The sequence below is a fragment of the Eubacterium sp. BIOML-A2 genome (genome assembly GCF_009680135.1).
GTDB classification, from domain to species: domain Bacteria; phylum Bacillota; class Clostridia; order Lachnospirales; family Lachnospiraceae; genus Faecalicatena; species Faecalicatena contortus_B.
In genome coordinates this window covers 23,722-41,179 of record NZ_WKZK01000052.1, presented here as the reverse complement: position 1 = coordinate 41,179, position 17,458 = coordinate 23,722, and the positions used below count along the sequence as shown (strand labels likewise).

At 47.7% G+C, this 17,458-nt stretch carries 16 protein-coding genes; 15 read left to right on the top strand and 1 reads right to left on the bottom strand.

The window, feature by feature from the left end; all coding sequences use genetic code 11:
• The first annotated feature begins 185 nt into the window (after positions 1–185).
• From GKG43_RS16870 to GKG43_RS16830, 9 genes are all read left to right on the top strand, one after another.
• Positions 186–566 (top strand): hypothetical protein, encoded by a 381-nt coding sequence (locus GKG43_RS16870; RefSeq protein WP_055152716.1) that lies wholly within the window; start codon positions 186–188, stop codon positions 564–566.
• Positions 563–2,137, top strand: coding sequence for a transposase (locus GKG43_RS16865; RefSeq protein ID WP_055152718.1), 1,575 nt, complete (start codon positions 563–565; stop codon positions 2,135–2,137). Before GKG43_RS16870 ends, GKG43_RS16865 begins: the two co-directional genes overlap by 4 nt.
• A gap of 757 nt (positions 2,138–2,894) precedes the next feature.
• Positions 2,895–3,302: a protease complex subunit PrcB family protein gene (locus tag GKG43_RS16860; protein ID WP_025655906.1), complete on the top strand. Its 408-nt coding sequence runs from the start codon at positions 2,895–2,897 to the stop codon at positions 3,300–3,302.
• A 12-nt stretch (positions 3,303–3,314) separates the two neighbouring features.
• Entirely contained in the window at positions 3,315–4,874 is a 1,560-nt protein-coding gene (locus GKG43_RS16855; RefSeq protein WP_025655907.1) for an SPOCS domain-containing protein, read from the top strand.
• A gap of 37 nt (positions 4,875–4,911) precedes the next feature.
• Complete coding sequence (gene ispE / locus GKG43_RS16850; RefSeq protein WP_050640664.1) at positions 4,912–5,799, top strand: 4-(cytidine 5'-diphospho)-2-C-methyl-D-erythritol kinase; 888 nt, start codon at positions 4,912–4,914, stop codon at positions 5,797–5,799.
• Positions 5,789–6,460, top strand: a complete 672-nt coding sequence (locus tag GKG43_RS16845; RefSeq protein WP_050640663.1) for a GntR family transcriptional regulator — start codon at positions 5,789–5,791, stop codon at positions 6,458–6,460. Before ispE ends, GKG43_RS16845 begins: the two co-directional genes overlap by 11 nt.
• 105 nt (positions 6,461–6,565) lie before the next feature.
• Positions 6,566–7,210, top strand: coding sequence for a stage II sporulation protein R (gene spoIIR, locus GKG43_RS16840; RefSeq protein WP_050640662.1), 645 nt, complete (start codon positions 6,566–6,568; stop codon positions 7,208–7,210).
• 78 nt (positions 7,211–7,288) lie between these two features.
• A complete protein-coding gene (locus tag GKG43_RS16835) occupies positions 7,289–8,473 on the top strand; it encodes a cation diffusion facilitator family transporter (RefSeq protein WP_050640661.1) in 1,185 nt (394 codons plus the stop codon).
• A gap of 46 nt (positions 8,474–8,519) precedes the next feature.
• Positions 8,520–9,239 (top strand): acyl-ACP thioesterase domain-containing protein, encoded by a 720-nt coding sequence (locus tag GKG43_RS16830; protein WP_055154988.1) that lies wholly within the window; start codon positions 8,520–8,522, stop codon positions 9,237–9,239.
• Here GKG43_RS16830 and GKG43_RS16825 read toward each other — a convergent pair.
• Positions 9,236–9,712, bottom strand: coding sequence for a DUF1648 domain-containing protein (locus GKG43_RS16825; protein WP_055154987.1), 477 nt, complete (start codon positions 9,710–9,712; stop codon positions 9,236–9,238). The two genes, GKG43_RS16830 and GKG43_RS16825, sit on opposite strands and share 4 nt — an antisense overlap.
• Before the next feature lie 304 nt (positions 9,713–10,016).
• Between GKG43_RS16825 and GKG43_RS16820 the strand changes: the two genes are divergently transcribed.
• From GKG43_RS16820 to GKG43_RS16795, 6 genes are all read left to right on the top strand, one after another.
• Complete coding sequence (locus GKG43_RS16820) at positions 10,017–10,838, top strand: S1-like domain-containing RNA-binding protein (RefSeq protein ID WP_055154986.1); 822 nt, start codon at positions 10,017–10,019, stop codon at positions 10,836–10,838.
• Positions 10,839–10,914: 76 nt separating this feature from the next.
• The gene (locus GKG43_RS16815; protein WP_025655915.1) at positions 10,915–11,154 is read left to right on the top strand and encodes a hypothetical protein; all 240 of its coding nucleotides are present in this window, start codon (positions 10,915–10,917) and stop codon (positions 11,152–11,154) included.
• Positions 11,155–11,433: 279 nt separating this feature from the next.
• A complete protein-coding gene (locus GKG43_RS16810; RefSeq protein ID WP_050640658.1) occupies positions 11,434–14,907 on the top strand; it encodes a DNA polymerase III subunit alpha in 3,474 nt (1,157 codons plus the stop codon).
• Positions 14,908–15,097: 190 nt separating this feature from the next.
• A complete protein-coding gene (gene pfkA, locus GKG43_RS16805; protein ID WP_347554013.1) occupies positions 15,098–16,072 on the top strand; it encodes a 6-phosphofructokinase in 975 nt (324 codons plus the stop codon).
• A gap of 7 nt (positions 16,073–16,079) precedes the next feature.
• Positions 16,080–16,913, top strand: coding sequence for a glutamate racemase (gene murI / locus GKG43_RS16800; protein ID WP_347562091.1), 834 nt, complete (start codon positions 16,080–16,082; stop codon positions 16,911–16,913).
• A 9-nt stretch (positions 16,914–16,922) separates the two neighbouring features.
• Positions 16,923–17,381 (top strand): DUF1934 domain-containing protein, encoded by a 459-nt coding sequence (locus GKG43_RS16795; RefSeq protein WP_050640656.1) that lies wholly within the window; start codon positions 16,923–16,925, stop codon positions 17,379–17,381.
• The last annotated feature ends 77 nt before the right edge of the window (positions 17,382–17,458 follow it).

Genomic DNA, 17,458 nt, shown 5'->3' with positions numbered 1-17,458 from the left:
GTTACTATTCACAGTCGATTTAGCGTTCATTCTTTAGGAAGCTCGTAACAGAGCTTCTTTTTCTTTGCCATAATGCACAAACATAGTGGTCATATTTGTATATATTTATAGCCACTATCCCTTGACAATTAGTAGTGGTTATAATATAATATATATAGCCATTATTCGTTGAAAGGAGATTCACCATGTCTACTATCGTTCGTCATTATGATAAGAAAACCGGCAAGACCCGAGTTTATGAGTCTACCCCTCACTATGATCCCGTCACAAAGCAATCAAGACCTAAGAGAAAATATCTTGGTACACTTGATCCAGAAACCGGGGAATTAATTCCCTCTTCCGGGCGTCGCGGAAGAACTTCATCTTCAGATAATAAAACCACTAATACTGCTACTGACAGTTCATCTTCAAGGATCAAATCTCTTGAAAAGAGTTTGGCAGATAAAAATGACGAGATATCTGCTCTCCAATCCGAGATAAAAGCTTTGAGAGCCACTATTCGATCCTTCGAGAAAATATGCAGTTCTATATCTGCTATTCTTACAAAGGTGCCTGACAATCTATGATAAAGTTTACCGGTGATCTGCGTTGCGACTTTGCAAAGGCAACCGCAGAAATAGCAAAACTAAAAGATCGTATTCTCGGCTACCAGGAGGAGATTGCCAGTCTCCGCAGGTCTGTTAAGAGTCTCCAAAAATCAAAGGATTCCGATAAAAAACGATATCAAGAATCCTTGTCCGAGAAGGACGCTGTTATCAAGGAACTTCAAAACAGGCTTGCCCATGCGGAGGCTCTTCTTAATCATGATGGCAGCAATACCGGTACTCCGACATCACAAACACCGATAAATAAAAACAAACTCATACCAAACTCCCGACGTAGTTCGGGCAAGCCTAAAGGCGGACAGGTTGGACACGAAAAATCATCTCTGAAAGAGCCGGATGAATCCGAGGTGACCGAAACGATCGAACATCCATTGCAGGATGATGAGTGTTGCCCAAAGTGTGGTCTCTCTGACTGCACGCCTACCGGCGAATCCGAGGTCAAATACGAATACGATATACGCATCAAAGTAGTAAAGATAAGGCATGAATTCTTTTACTACGAATGTAATAATTGCGGAACCGTATTTCGCTCTCAAATACCACCGACGCTCAAGGAAAAGGCTCAGTATGGCAGTGAATTACAGGCACTCGCTTTATCCCTCACTAATACTGTCAATGCGTCCATGAATAAGGTCTCTATGTTTCTCGATGGTATCACAGGCGGAGAATTAACCCCATGTGAGGGATATGTTGCGAAGCTGCAGGTGCGTGCCGCAAAGGGACTGCTTCAATTTCGAGAGGATCTTAAGCTTTTGCTCATCACGCGCAAGATAATCTACTGGGATGATACGGTAATCATGATCCTCACAGAAAGAGCCTGCTTTCGTTTTTATGGCGATGAAACCATTGCTTATTACACCGCTCATGCCCATAAGGATATGGAGAGCCTTGATGATGACAACGTTTTAAATCTCCTGACTTCTGCCACAAAAACAATGCACGACCACAATACCGTAAACTACAACAAGAAATACAGCTTCGAAAACATCGAATGTAACCAGCATCTTCAAAGAGACTGCCAAAAAAACTCTGATAATACCTGTCATAAATGGTCTGACGATTTAAAGGAGCTTATCAGCTCAACCATCAAGGAACGCAATGACGCGATTGCCCGGAACGAGTCTTCTTTTGATGAGTCCTACATCTCACAATTTTACAAGAAAGTGGATGAATATCTTGCAAACGGCTGGTCTGAAAATGAGGCTGATCCCAACAATTATGGTGCGGCATGGGAAAGAACCCTTTTGAACAGAATTGCCACTTATCGCAGACCATACTTTCTATGGGTAGAGGACTTCAGCTTGCCTACCACAAACAACCTCAGCGAACGTGGACTTCGTGGTGTGAAATCCCATATGAAAATATCTGGCCAATTTGAATCTGAAGCCGCAGCGGACAATCATGCACTCATCAGAACATACATAGAAACCTGCCGCCGAAATCACATCAATGAGATCGACGCTCTAAAACGTTTGTGTACCGGAAATCCCTATACAGTTGAAGAAGTTTTTTCCTCATCACCTCCTCTTTGAAAGTCGATTCAAATATGAAAAATCAAGCGGAAATGACACCCGCTCTATTTGTCATGCCCTAATCGACTGTGAATAGTAACAANATGGGTAGAGGACTTCAGCTTGCCTACCACAAACAACCTCAGCGAACGTGGACTTCGTGGTGTGAAATCCCATATGAAAATATCTGGCCAATTTGAATCTGAAGCCGCAGCGGACAATCATGCACTCATCAGAACATACATAGAAACCTGCCGCCGAAATCACATCAATGAGATCGACGCTCTAAAACGTTTGTGTACCGGAAATCCCTATACAGTTGAAGAAGTTTTTTCCTCATCACCTCCTCTTTGAAAGTCGATTCAAATATGAAAAATCAAGCGGAAATGACACCCGCTCTATTTGTCATGCCCTAATCGACTGTGAATAGTAACAGTTTGGTGTAACAGTTCAGACAGTTCTGAACCATTACAGTTTGGACACTATTCACAATCCAGAGAATAGCAACTAGTTTATCACTATTCATACTCCGGTCAAATAACATACATTTTATCAATAAATCAATACAGATTACAACTCCCACCAAACGAATCAATACACTGCCCCCCGTAAAATCTCCTCCCCATAAGCCAACCTTCCCTACCGCCCGGATGCGCCCAGCGAAATAAAGGGACCGCCGTCCCCCAAAAAAGCAATTGGCACAGAATCCAGCAGAAAGAGAATATTCAGGACACTTGAATAATATGATAATAGAGAGAATATACCGCGGGGATTGGATATGAAGAGAAAAATGATGTATCTGGCGGGATTTTTGCTTGTGCTGATGCTCACGGGATGCATATCGCGCCCACAAAAGACGGAAAAGCTGCGGGACCTGGACTTTACCGTTATGGATAAGGAGAAAGTGCCAAATGAACTGAAGACGGCGATTCTGGAAAACAGGGACCTGCCATTTAAGCTGACATACGCAGACCAGGGATATCTGTATATTGCGGAAGGATACGGGCCGCAGCCCAAAAGCGGGTACAGCGTAGAAGTGACGGGACTATATGAGACAGAAAATGCCATTTATATACATACGAATCTGCTGGGGCCGGAAAAGGGAGAGAAAACGGAAGAGGTAACTACCTATCCCTATGTGGTAGTTAAACTGGAATATATTGAAAAAAATGTTATTTTTGATTAGAGGAGGATGTATATGGAACTGATTAAGAAACAAGTACACTACACACAGGAGGGAAAACGAACTTTTGACCAGTTTTATCTGGATGAGGATTACAATGTCCCCGATGCAAAGGAGGATGTACAGCAGATTATCCAGGGAAGCGGCACGGTTAAGATCGAGGATATCAAGCTGGTTGAGAATTACATAAGGATTTCGGGCAAATTGTATTTTCAGATACTATATGTCACTGCAACCGGAGATCCGCAGCCCGCGGTATTAGAAGGCAAGATACCATTTGAAGAGATGGTGTATACGGATGGCGGAGAAATGGAAAGCTATTTTATACAAAATATCCGCGTGGAATTCACGGTATCTCTGGTGCATTCCAGAAAATTGAGTATCCGCGCAATGGTAGAAATGGAGATTGGCCGGGAAAAACTGGAGGACGAAGAGACCACAGTGGATATCGACAGCCCGGTTCCGATTTACAAAAAAATGAAAAATGTAAACCTCCTGGAGCTTCATACCACCAAAAAGGATACCTACCGGATCAAGGAGGAAATCACGCTTCCCGGAACAAAGGAAAGCGTCGGTCAGCTGCTTTTGACGGACGTCAGCAGCAGGAAGCTGGAGATCCGCCTGGGACAGGATGAGATGCAGCTGAAAGGCGAACTCCTGGTGTTCTGCATGTATTTGTCGGAGGATGGGAAGGCAGACTGGCTGGAGCAGAGCGTCCCGTATGAGGGCCGGATCGAATGCGGCGGCGTGGAGGAAGGCATGTACTATTATGTCCACAACAGCCTGGAGGATACCCTGATGGATGTCCGAATGGATGAGGATGGAGAAATGCGTATTCTTGGGATAGAGGGCACTCTGAATTTGAGGATGAACATTTATCAGGAGGAAGAGATTGAACTTCTGGAGGATATGTATTCTCTGGAGCAGAACTGCGGATTTGAAACGAGAGAGGCGGTCTATGAAGAACTCCTTGTACAGAATTATTCGAAATGTAAAGTGGCGGAGCGTCTGTCCCTTCCGGAGTTAAAAGACGACGTGCTGCAGATCTGCCACAGCGACGGCAGCGTGCAGATCGAACACATGGAACTGGTAGAGGAAGGAATCCAGATCGAAGGCATCCTGCACATTTCCTTCCTTTATCTGAAAGCGGATGATGCAATGCCGTTTGGCGGCTGGCAGGGAATGGTCCCCTTCTCTTATCTGCTGGAATGCCCGGGAATGACGGAAGATGTGCGCTATAACATTTCCTATCATGTTGAGCAGCTTTCCGTCAATCTGGCAGGGAGCGAGGCGGTAGAGGTGAAGGCTGTGCTTGCCTTTGACACATTTATGCGCAAACCCGTTCCCATGCAGGTAATTACGGATGTGGAACTGTCTCCGGTTTCGATGGAAGAGATGGAAAAACGGCCGGGAATCGTAGGCTACATTGTGAAAGACGGAGATGAGCTCTGGACGCTTGCAAAGAATTATATGACCACCATAGACGGTATCAAGGAAATCAATGAATTGGAATCAGATACCATAAAACCGGGTGACAAATTGTTGATTTTTAAGGAAAATATGAGTATACTGTAGGTATAATGTATACAAGATACAATTTGGAGGACACAGGATGAAACAGATCGCATTAAAGGCTCTTGCCAAAATCAATCTGGGACTGGACGTACTGGGGAGAAGGGCGAACGGATACCACGATGTACGCATGGTGATGCAGTCAATATATCTGTATGACGATGTGAAAATAGAGCGGACGGAAAAGAAGGGGATCGAAGTCAGGACGAATCTGTATTTTCTTCCCACAGATGAGAATAATATTGCATACAAAGCAGCGGCTATGCTGATCAGGGAGTTTGCAATTCAGGAAGGTGTTATCATTACGCTGGATAAACATATACCGGTGGCAGCAGGTATGGCGGGCGGCAGTTCCAACGCCGCCGCCGTGCTTTTTGGAATGAACCGGATGTTCGGCCTGGGCCTGTCCCAAAAAGAATTGATGGAACGGGGCGTGAAGCTGGGAGCGGATGTGCCCTACTGCATCATGCGCGGCACCGTACTGGCAGAGGGGATCGGGGAAGAACTCACGGTGCTGCCTGCCATGCCGAAATGCACGGTTCTTGTGGCCAAGCCGGCGATCAGTGTATCCACCAAGGTCGTGTACGAGGCGCTGGATGCAAAAGAGATCCTAAAACATCCGGATATCGACGCCCTGATAGCCGGTTTAGAACAAGGAAGTCTTCCGGACATCGCAGCTGCCATGGGAAATGTGCTGGAAGATGTGACGATTCCTCTGTATCCGGTCATTGAAGACATTAAGAATGAAATGAAAGCGGCCGGAGCGCTCAACGCAATGATGAGCGGCAGCGGCCCAACCGTATTCGGCCTGTTTGAGAACAAGGCGCAGGCCAGAAAAGCGCAGGATAAGATCAGAGAAAAAGCACTGGCAAAGCAGGTGTATGTGACGAACATACACGGTGCGAGGAGGATAGAATATGGAGCCTAAATTTGAAGTGACTATGAACGAATACCTGCCTTTGCGGGATGTGGTGTTCAACACGCTGAGACAAGCCATTCTGCGGGGCGAGCTAAAGCCGGGAGAGCGTCTGATGGAGATTCAGCTTGCGAATAAGCTGGGCGTAAGCCGTACACCGATCCGTGAGGCAATCCGTAAGCTGGAGCTGGAGGGCCTTGTACTGATGATCCCGCGCAAGGGTGCGGAAGTTGCGGAAATCACGGAAAAGAACCTGCGTGATGTCCTTGAAGTAAGAGGGGCCCTGGAAGAGCTGGCGGTACAGCTGGCCTGTGACCGGATAGACAAAGAGGGAATTCGGAATCTGAAAAAGGCCGCGAAGGAATTCGAAGCCGTCCTTGACAGCGATGATATCACCCAGATTGCCGAGGCAGACGTAGCGTTTCATGACGTGATCTATATTGCGACAGATAACACAAGGCTGATCCAGCTGCTGAACAACCTGCGTGAACAGATGTACCGGTACCGTGTGGAGTACCTGAAGCAGAAAGAATGCCACCCTAAGCTTCTGGCGGAGCATCAGGACATTATCCGGGCCATAGAGAACGGGGAAAGAGGTAAAGCTGCAAAAATTACAAGCCAGCATATCGATAACCAGGTGGCGGCGGTGATCGGTATACTGCGTCATAAATAAGTATAAAAACAGCGGCAGCCCCGTTGTTGTATAATTCTGTAAATTCTGTCAATACTCCTTTTATCAAACAGATCAGACGCATCTGAAACATGGAGGGAGTTACATATGGATAGAACATTTCACATAGAAAGACAGACAAACAGAATTATTTTAATGCTCGCGGTCATCATCGCGACTCTGATCACGGGGTTCGCCGTCTGGCGTGTGCAGCTGACCGCCCAGGCCAAGACGCAGGAACATCTGGCGCAGGAGGTTCTGCGGTTTCACATTCTTGCCAACAGCGACAGTGAGGAAGACCAGGCCCTGAAGATGGATGTCAAGGAACAGGTTCTGGCCTACCTGAAAGCCGCAATGCCAGAAGGGCTGAATGTGGATGAAACGAAGGAATGGATGCGCAGGCATACGGATGAACTGGAGGAGACTGCCAGACAGACGATCTTGGCGCAAAACAAGGACTATCCCGTGAGCGCCGCGGTGACGACCTGTTATTTCCCGGATAAGACATACGGGGATGTGACGTTTCCGGCGGGTAATTATGAGGCGTTAAGAATTGAGATCGGAGCAGCAAAAGGACATAACTGGTGGTGCGTACTGTACCCGAATTTGTGCTTTACGGATGCCACAAATGCGGTTGTGCCGGAAGAAGGAAAAGAGGAACTGAAGAGCGTGCTGACAGAGGACGAGTACTCCCAGGTGACGGCACAATCAGACTTTAAGATAAAATGGTATTTCCTGGAGCGTTTTAAATAACAGACCGGCCGGTGTCACAGGGACGGCACAGAGCCCGAATGCGCAGGCGGAATCTCCGGAAATCCAGGCGGAGGGAACATGACTGAATTTTTAGTAAAACATTTTGTAAAAGATTATGAAAAAGTAGAAAAGGTGTCCGTGCGTACAGCTTATGGCGTATTAGCCAGTATCGTGGGCATCTTTTGTAATGTATTTCTGTTCATTGTAAAATTTGTTGTCGGAATCGTTCTTCACAGCGTTTCCGTAACAGCGGACGCGTTCAACAACCTTTCCGACGCAGGATCGTCGGTGATCAGCTTTGTCGGAGTAAAAATGGCCGGGAAACCTGCTGATGAGGATCACCCGTTCGGCCACGGCAGAGTGGAGTACATAGCAGCCCTGGTCGTAGCCTTTCTGGTATTGGAAGTTGGATTCACATTTCTGAAGGATTCTCTGGCTAAAATCAGAATGCCGGAGGAACTTAACTTTCAGCTCCTGTCCATGATCATTCTGCTGCTGTCTATCGGCGTCAAGCTGTGGCTGGGCATTTTTAACCGGAAACTGGGACAAAAGATTGACTCAAAAGTAATGATGGCCGTATTTACGGACTCCATGGGAGACGTTATCACGACCGGAGCAACGATCCTTTCGCTGATATTTTTCAAAGTGACCGGCATTAATATAGACGGCTTTGTCGGAGTGGGTGTAGCGCTTGTAGTCATGTGGGCGGGCGTAGGAATTGCCAAAGACACACTGGAGCCGTTGATCGGCGAGGGGGTAGACCCGGAGCTGTATGATAAGATTAGAAAATTTGTAGAAAACTATGAGGGCATTGAGGGGACGCATGACCTCATCGTACATAATTACGGGCCAAACCGGAGCATGGCATCGATCCATGCAGAAGTCCCCAACAATGTCAACATCGAAGAGTCCCACGAAATCATTGACCGAATCGAGAGAGAGGCCATAGAAGAATTGGGTATTTTCCTGGTTGTCCATATGGATCCGATCGAAACACAGAATGAAGAAGTCATGAAAATACGCATGCAGGTGGACGGGGCGTTGAAAGGACTGGACAGCAGCTGCAGTATTCATGACTTCCGCGTGGTGGAGGGAAAAGAGCAGATTAATCTGATCTTCGATATGGTTGTGCCAATCTCTTACCATGAAAAAACGCGGCGGGAGCTGCAGGCAAAACTGGCGGCAAGGCTGAGGGAGACGGATCACCGTTACCGGTGCGTGATCACAATAGAGCATAGCTTTAAATCCAGCAAAAATGATTAGGAAACAAGAACAGTGAAATGACAGGATAAGAAAGAAGGTATTATAAATGTACGCATTTGACAGCAGAGTAAGATACAGCGAAATCGACCACCAGGGAACCATGACACTTCCGGCGCTTATCAACTATTTTCAGGACTGCAGCACCTTTCAGTCGGAAGACATCGGCGTGGGTCTCGAGGTACTGAGAGAGAGAAAAAAGGCATGGCTCCTTTCCTATTGGCAGGTGGTGATCGACCGCTTTCCGAAGATGGGAGAGCAGATTACAGTAGGCACATTTGCCACCGGGTTCAAGGGACTATACGGGAACCGTAACTTTGTCATGAAGGATGAACAGGGAAATATGACTGCCTGCGCCAACTCTGTATGGGTATTCATGGATATAGAGAAGGGCCGGCCGGCAAGGCCGGGGGAGGAAGATATCGCGCCTTACGGTATGGAGCCGCCGCTGGAGATGCATTATGAGGACAGAAAGATAAAACTGCCGGAATCCTGCAAAAGTCTGCCCTCCTTTCCGGTGCGCAAATACCATATCGACACAAACGAGCATGTCAATAACTGTCAGTATGTGCAGATGGCGCTGGAAATCCTTCCGGAAGACATGAAGATCGGACAGCTGAGGGTGGACTATAAAAAATCCGCAGTCTATGGGGACATCATCTATCCAAAGGCATCTTTTGAAGCGGAGCGGACCGTGGTAGAGCTTTGTGACAGGAACGAGAAGCCCTACGCGGTGATCGAGTTTAAGCCAAAGAGCACACAGCCTTAACGTTTCCGGTAGAGCTGAATCAGGAAAAAAGCCATGGGCCCGAACACCAGAATCATATCTGCGGGAAGGAACCAGGCAGGAAGCGGCTTTGCCAGGGCAGAATAAAAGGAGAGGAACACAAAAGTAAACACCACGACAAGTTTCATAGTAACAATCATATTTTTTAGGATACGGTAAATGCGTTCCTTGTTTTCTCTGGTTACCTCGACGCCCGTGTTCCAAATGCCGGGCGTGCGCTCACAGAGAGAGATGCCTAGATACATGAGGACGGAAAGAATGGGAGTGAACCACAGTTCGCTTTTATTTCCCCAACGGTCGATCTCACCCGCGCCGTTATAATGTCCGGGAATCTGGTCCGGGATGTGATTCCAATTTATAATGAGATAGAGAAATACAGCGGCCATTGCGGCAATGCAGAGCAGATTAACCGCTTTATGGTATCTTGTAGAAGGGAGTTTCGATTTTTTATTCATGGGGAGTTATCCTTTCATATTATATACAATAAAGAGTACGAATCAGGCATGCAAGCCAAGTGCATCATAACAGGGATTGGACGAGAAGCCGGTCTTCTTTGGGCGGACTGTGCAGCTTATCTGTGCCGGGCGGACAATTGTGCTTCTTTGAGTCTTATTATAATAGCCGGCTGCCAATAGTCAAGAACATAGGGAAAATGTTTGCTAAATCAGGAAAGACAAGGTATACTTACATAGTATCAGTGATAGTAACAGGGACAGGCTGATCAATCATGTCCCGATATAGATAGAAGGAGAACAGGAAATGAAGTTAGGGGAAAAACAGGTTCTGACGGTTGTAAAAAAAGTAGAGTTCGGGGTATACCTGGGAAGCGACGAGGAGCGGGTGCTGCTCCCGAAGAAGCAGGTGCCCCAAGACATTGAAATAGGAGACCCTGTTGAAGTGTTTTTGTACCGCGATTCCGATGACCGGATGATTGCGACCACCCATGAACCTAAGGTAACCCTTGGAAAGCTGGCGGTACTGGAAGTGGCAGATGTTGGGAAGATGGGAGCTTTTCTCGACTGGGGGTTGGAAAAGGACTTATTCCTGCCTTTTAAGGAGCAGACAGCAAAGGTACAAAAGGGTGACCAATGTCTCGTATCTCTTTACATCGATAAGAGCGGCAGACTTTGCGCCACTATGAAAGTCTATCATATGCTGCGGACGGACTCACCGTATAAGAAGGATGACAAGGTAAGCGGCATTATCTACGATACCAGCGATGAGTTCGGGATTTTTGTAGCGGTGGATCAGCAGTATTCCGCGCTGATTCCAAGAAAAGACGTATTCGGCGGGCTGACAGTGGGCCAGACGGTGGAAGCCAGGGTGACCTCCGTGAAGACGGACGGCAAACTGGATCTGAGCGTAAAAGATAAGATTCCGGAGCAGATGGATAAAGATGCTCAGTACATCTTTAAGGTGATCCAAAGTTACGACGGAGAACTTCCGTTTACGGACAAAGCAGACCCGGAGACGATTAAGCGGGAATTCAATATGAGCAAGGCGGCGTTCAAGCGTGCAGTGGGACGTCTTTTAAAGGCAGGTAAGATTGAGATTCTGGAAAAATGCATCAGAATTCGTTAAAAAATCTTGCAATCCCTTTGAAATAAGTTATAATGAAACAGTAAGACGTAGTTGATTGAAAGGAGAGATTGTAAAGATGAAAGTACAGAACATTACGGACATAGAGGCGTTTTTTAAGGTAGTAGATGCATGCCAGGGAAGAGTAGAATTAGTAACAGGTGAGGGGGACAGACTGAATCTGAAGTCTAAGTTATCCCAGTATGTATCCATGGCGAACATCTTCTCAAACGGCGAGATTCCTGAACTGGAGATCATTGCATACGAAAAAGAAGATACAGACAGACTGATCAATTTTATGATCAACGGTGGAGTTTAGAAGAACCCCAGGGTGAGTGTTACTGTTCACACCCCCGGGGCGCGAACAGTAACGGGTGAGTCCCTGATAGCCGGCAAGGGCGCCGGCGGTCCTGGATCAACATAAAAAGGAAGCATATGAGGGTAGTTCTCTTACAGGGGACCGCCCTTTTTCACTCTGTGAGGCAGAGAGGAACTGCAGGTTCGTTCCGCAGCAAAAGAAGGCCGGCCGGCTGGCAGTGATGACCCTGGCGGCAGTGGGAAGGTCTGCACGGATGCAGATAGAATCAAGAGGTGAAGAATGAATTTTGCACATTTACATGTCCATACAGAATATAGTCTTCTGGATGGCTCGAATAAGATAAAAGAATACGTGGCAAGAGTAAAAGAACTGGGCATGAACAGTGCGGCCATAACGGATCACGGTGTGATGTACGGTGTGATAGATTTTTACCGGGAGGCAAAGAAGCAGGGGATTAAGCCTATACTCGGGTGTGAGGTGTATGTAGCCCCGAATTCCCGGTTTGACAGAGAATTAAACGGCGGGGAGGACAGGTATTACCATCTCGTCCTTCTGGCTGAGAATAATACAGGTTATGCCAATCTGATGAAGATTGTGTCAAAGGGATTTGTGGAAGGCTATTATTATAAGCCAAGGGTAGATAAGGCGCTTCTTAGGGAATACCACGAGGGAATTATTGCCCTGAGCGCCTGCCTGGCCGGAGAGGTACAGCGGTATCTGACAAAAGGACTGTATGAGGAGGCGAAGAAGTCCGCCCTGGAATATCAGGATATTTTCGGGAAAGGAAATTATTTTCTGGAACTCCAGGATCATGGCATTCCGGATCAGGCGCTGGTGAACCAGAGACTTCTGCAGATGTCGGAGGAACTGGAGATAGAACTTGCTGCCACCAATGACGTGCACTATACTCTCGCGGAGGATGAGAAGCCCCATGACATCCTGCTCTGCATCCAGACTGCGAAAAAGCTGGATGATGAGAACCGGATGCGTTATGAGGGCGGACAGTACTATGTCAAGTCCCCCGAGGAGATGGCGCAGCTCTTTCCCTATGCGCTGCAGGCGCTGGAGAACACACAGCGTATCGCCGACAGATGTGAGGTGGAGATCGAATTCGGCGTAACTAAGCTGCCGAAATACGATGTGCCGGACGGCATGACTTCCTGGGAATATCTGAATAAGCTGTGTTTCGAGGGCCTGGAGAGGCATTATGATAATCCGCCCCAGGAACTGAGAGAGCGGTTGGAATATGAACTGAATACCATAAAAAATATGGGATATGTGGATTATTTTCTGATTGTGTGGGACTTTATAAAGTATGCGAAGGATCACGGAATCGCGGTAGGTCCGGGGCGGGGGTCAGCCGCCGGAAGTATCGTTTCCTACTGTCTGGAGATTACCAACATCGATCCCATCCGCTACCAGCTTCTGTTTGAGCGCTTCCTGAACCCGGAACGTGTATCTATGCCCGATATTGACGTGGATTTTTGTTATGAAAGACGGCAGGAAGTCATAGACTATGTGGTACGCAAATACGGCAAGGACCGGGTGGTGCAGATCGTCACATTCGGAACCTTGGCGGCCCGGGGAGTCATCCGCGATGTAGGCCGCGTCATGGATCTGCCGTATGCCTTTGTAGATACGATTGCAAAGATGATCCCTACCGAACTGAATATCACAATTGACAAAGCACTGAAAATGAACCCGGAACTGCGGAAAACCTATGAGACGGATGAGCAGGTGAAGTATCTCATCGATATGTCAAAACGTCTCGAGGGTCTGCCGCGCCACAGCTCCATGCATGCGGCCGGTGTCGTGATCAGCCAGAAGTCAGTGGATGAGTATGTGCCGCTTTCCCGTGCGCAGGATGGTTCCATCACCACGCAGTTTACGATGACCACGCTGGAAGAACTGGGCCTTTTAAAAATGGATTTCCTGGGGCTGCGTACATTGACGGTGATACAGAATGCGGTTGGGATGGTAAAGCATAAGAACCCGGACCTGGATATGGATCGGATTGACTATAATGATAAAAACGTATTGGATTATATAGGCACAGGGAAGACTGACGGTATATTCCAGCTGGAAAGCGCGGGGATGAAGAGCTTTATGAAGGAACTGAAACCCCACAGCCTGGAGGATATCATCGCCGGGATCTCGCTGTACCGTCCGGGGCCGATGGACTTTATCCCGCAGTATATCCGGGGAAAGAATGATGCGGGATCAATCACTTACGACTGCCCGCAGCTGGAACCGATTCTTGCGCCGACGTATGGGTGTATCGTATATCAGGAGCAGGTTATGCAGATTGTGCGCGACCTGGCCGGCTATACGCTGGGGAGAAGCGACCTGCTGCGCCGCGCCATGTCCAAGAAAAAGGGCGATGTGATGCAGAAGGAGCGACAGACCTTTGTCTACGGGGACGAAGAGAGCGGGGTTCCGGGCTGTGTCGCCAACGGGATCGATGAGAAAACTGCCAATAAGATCTATGATGAAATGATCGATTTTGCGAAATACGCCTTCAATAAGTCCCATGCCGCGGCCTATGCGGTGGTTTCATACCAGACGGCGTATCTGAAATACTATTATCCGGTTGAATTTATGGCAGCTTTGATGACTTCTGTGATTGAAAATCCGTCAAAGGTGGCAGAATATATCTATACCTGCCGGCAGATGGACATCCGGATACTTCCGCCGGATATCAACCGCGGAGTGGCTGACTTTTCCGTGGACGAAGGCAATATACGCTATGGACTGGCTGCGATTAAGAGCGTGGGAAAGCCTGTCATTGAAGCGATTGCCGCGGACCGGAAAGAATTCGGGCCGTTTAAAAATCTGGAGGACTTTATCAGCAGAATGTCCGTGCGGGATTCCCTCAATAAAAGGGTGATTGAGAACTTCATCAAGGCAGGGGCGCTGGATGGGCTGGGAGGAACCAGAAAACAGTTCATGAGCATTTACGTACAGATCGTGGACCATGTCAACCAGGAAAAGAAATATGCCATGACCGGGCAGATGACATTGTTTGATCTGGTGGATGATGAGCAGAAGAGCGAGTTTGAAATCAAACTGCCGGATGTAGGCGAGTATACGAAAGAAAATCTGCTGGCCTTTGAAAAAGAGGTGCTGGGGATATATATCAGCGGGCATCCGCTGGAGGAAGACGAGGAAAAGTGGCGCAGATCCATTTCTGCCACAACCGCTGATTTTCAGCCGGATGAGGAGACCGGGTCAACCAAGGTCCGTGACGGCGCCAAAGAGATTATCGGGGGAATGATTACTGACAAGACGGTGAAAAACACCAGGAATAATCAGATGATGGCGTTCCTGACACTGGAAGACCTGCTGGGAACGGTGGAAGTTGTGGTGTTCCCGCGGGATTATGAGAAGAACCGCCCTCTGCTGGAAGTGGATAATAAGGTGTTTATCCGCGGGAGAGTGTCTGAGGAGGACGAAAAGGCGAGTAAGCTGATCTGTGAGAAGATCATTCCGTTTACGCAGACAAAGAAAGAGCTTTGGCTCCAGTTCCCGGATAAGAACGCATTTCAGGAAGAAGAACAGATCGTATACGGGTACCTTGCGGATTCGGAGGGCGACGATGAGGTAGTGATCTACTGTCAGGCGGAACGGGCGGTGAAACGTCTGCCCAGAAACCGTAATATCAGTATCGGCCCTCAGGTGTTAAGCAGGTTGATGAATCATTTTGGGGATAAGCGGGTAAAAGTGGTAGAAAAACCTATTGAAAACCACTTATAAATAGGTTAGAATAGTACCCAAAGTGTTAAAATTTAAGCAATCCCTGCAGGGCAGGCTTTTTCGCCCTCCCGATGGCAAGGGTTCAGGAAATTGCAGAAAAACGACATTTGGTTAGGTAGGTATTTTTAGAAAGGTGGATAAAAATATGGCAGAAACAAAAGCATCGGTTAGTAAAATAAACCTGGAAGAGATTGAAGACCGAATCCGCACTATTGGGATTCTCACAAGCGGCGGAGATGCTCCGGGAATGAATGCGGCGATCCGTGCGGTTACAAGAACAGCACTTTCCAAAGGGCTGAAGGTACGCGGGATCAGAAGAGGATATCATGGCCTTTTGAAAGAGGAGATTATCGACCTGTCAGCACGCGACGTATCCGATACGATTCAGCGCGGCGGAACCATTCTGCAGACAGCACGCTGTCAGGCTATGCGCACGGAGGAAGGGCAGCAGAAAGCGGCAGCTATCTGCAAAAAATACGGCATTGACGGTCTTGTGGTAATCGGCGGAGACGGTTCCTTTGCCGGCGCCCAGAAGCTTTCTCATCTGGGAGTGAATACAATTGGCCTTCCGGGAACAATTGACCTGGATATCGCCTGTACAGATTATACAATCGGATTTGACACTGCAGTCAACACAGCCATGGAGGCGATTGACAAAGTGCGCGATACTTCCACATCCCATGAACGCTGCAGCATTATTGAAGTTATGGGAAGGGATGCAGGATACCTGGCACTGTGGTGCGGTATTGCAAATGGTGCGGAGAGAATCCTGATGCCGGAAGAAAAAGATTATAATGAGGAAGCCCTGATTTCCGACATAATGGAGAATAAGAAACGCGGCAAGAAGAATTATATTATTATCAACGCCGAGGGTGTGGGCGACTCCATCAATATGGCGAAGAGAATCGAAGAGGCCACCGGTATTGAGACAAGGGCAACGATCCTGGGACACATGCAGCGCGGCGGAAGCCCGACATGTAAGGACAGAGTATATGCATCCACCATGGGAGCCATGGCAGTAGAGCTGCTTTGCTCAGGCAAGACGAATCGGGTAGTAGGGTATAAGAACGGAAGATTTGTAGACTATGATATCGAGGAAGCTCTCTCCATGAAGAAAGAGATTCCCGCCCACCAGTATGAAATTGCAAAAGTATTAGCAATCTAGGAGACGAGTGACATTGAGTGCGGAATGTAAAAAAACGGCGCCGATCGGTGTGTTTGATTCGGGCGTCGGAGGCCTGACGGTCGTACGGGAGATGATAAGACAGCTTCCGAATGAGAATATCGTGTATTTCGGGGATACTGCGCGCGTTCCGTACGGAAGCAAGTCCCAGAATACAATTATCCGCTTTTCCGAGCAGATCATCCGCTTTTTGAAGAACAAAAAGGTGAAAGCCATTGTGATTGCCTGCAATACGGCGAGTGCACTTGCGCTGGACGCGGTTCGCGATGAATTTGACGTTCCAATCCTCGGGGTGGTCATCCCGGGGGCAAGGGCGGCAGTGGAGGCGACACAGAACCTGAAGGTCGGTGTTGTCGGAACAGATGCTACGGTGCAGAGCGGTATGTATACGAAGATTATCCATGGCATGAATCCGGAGATAACGGTGATAGAAAAGGCATGTCCATTGTTTGTCCCTCTCGTGGAGGAAGGGTTTAAAGAACATCAGGTTACACGGGAGATCATTGATTTTTATTTGGAATCGATGAAGAAGACAGACATCGATGCCATGATACTTGGATGTACCCACTACCCGCTGCTCCGATCTAAGATCCGCGCCTACATGGGAGAGGGGATCCAGATTGTGAATCCGGCCTATGAGACAGCCATGGATCTGAAAAAGCTGCTGAAAGAGCAGGATATGGAGAATGGCGGTCAGCAGGAGCCCCACAGCCGTTATGAATTTTTTGTCAGCGATGCTGCGGAAAAATTCCGGCATTTTGCCAACACGGTCATGCCGTTTGACATATCAACCACAAACGTAGTTAACATTGAAGAATATTAGGTGAACCATATGACAAAGGATGTATTGGTCAGCATATCCGGACTGCACACGGACTTTATCGCCGGCATGACGGATGAAGAAAACGAGGCCATCGAGGTCGTAACACCCGGCAGTTATTACTGCAGGAACGGGAACCATTACGTGCTTTATGATGAAGTAATGGAAGGTATGCCCGGAACAATAAAAAATAAAATAAAAATAACCGGTTCAGACAGCCTGGAGATCATGAAAACCGGTATATCCAATGCCCATATGATATTTGAAAAGAATAAAAAGAATCTCACGTATTATCAGACACCTTATGGGCAGATGCTGATTGGAGTGAATACAAAGAACATGGAAGTGAATGTTACGGACGACAACATTGGTGTCAGGGTGGATTACGAACTGAATGTGAACCATGAACCATTGGCTGATTGCAAAATAAAGATGGACATTTACTCAAAGGGGTCAGACCCCTTTTCATAGGGGTCTGACCCCTTTGCGCCCCATTGTAAAAAAATAACCACAGTTTCTGATTGTTATCAGATTACTGCGGTTGTTTT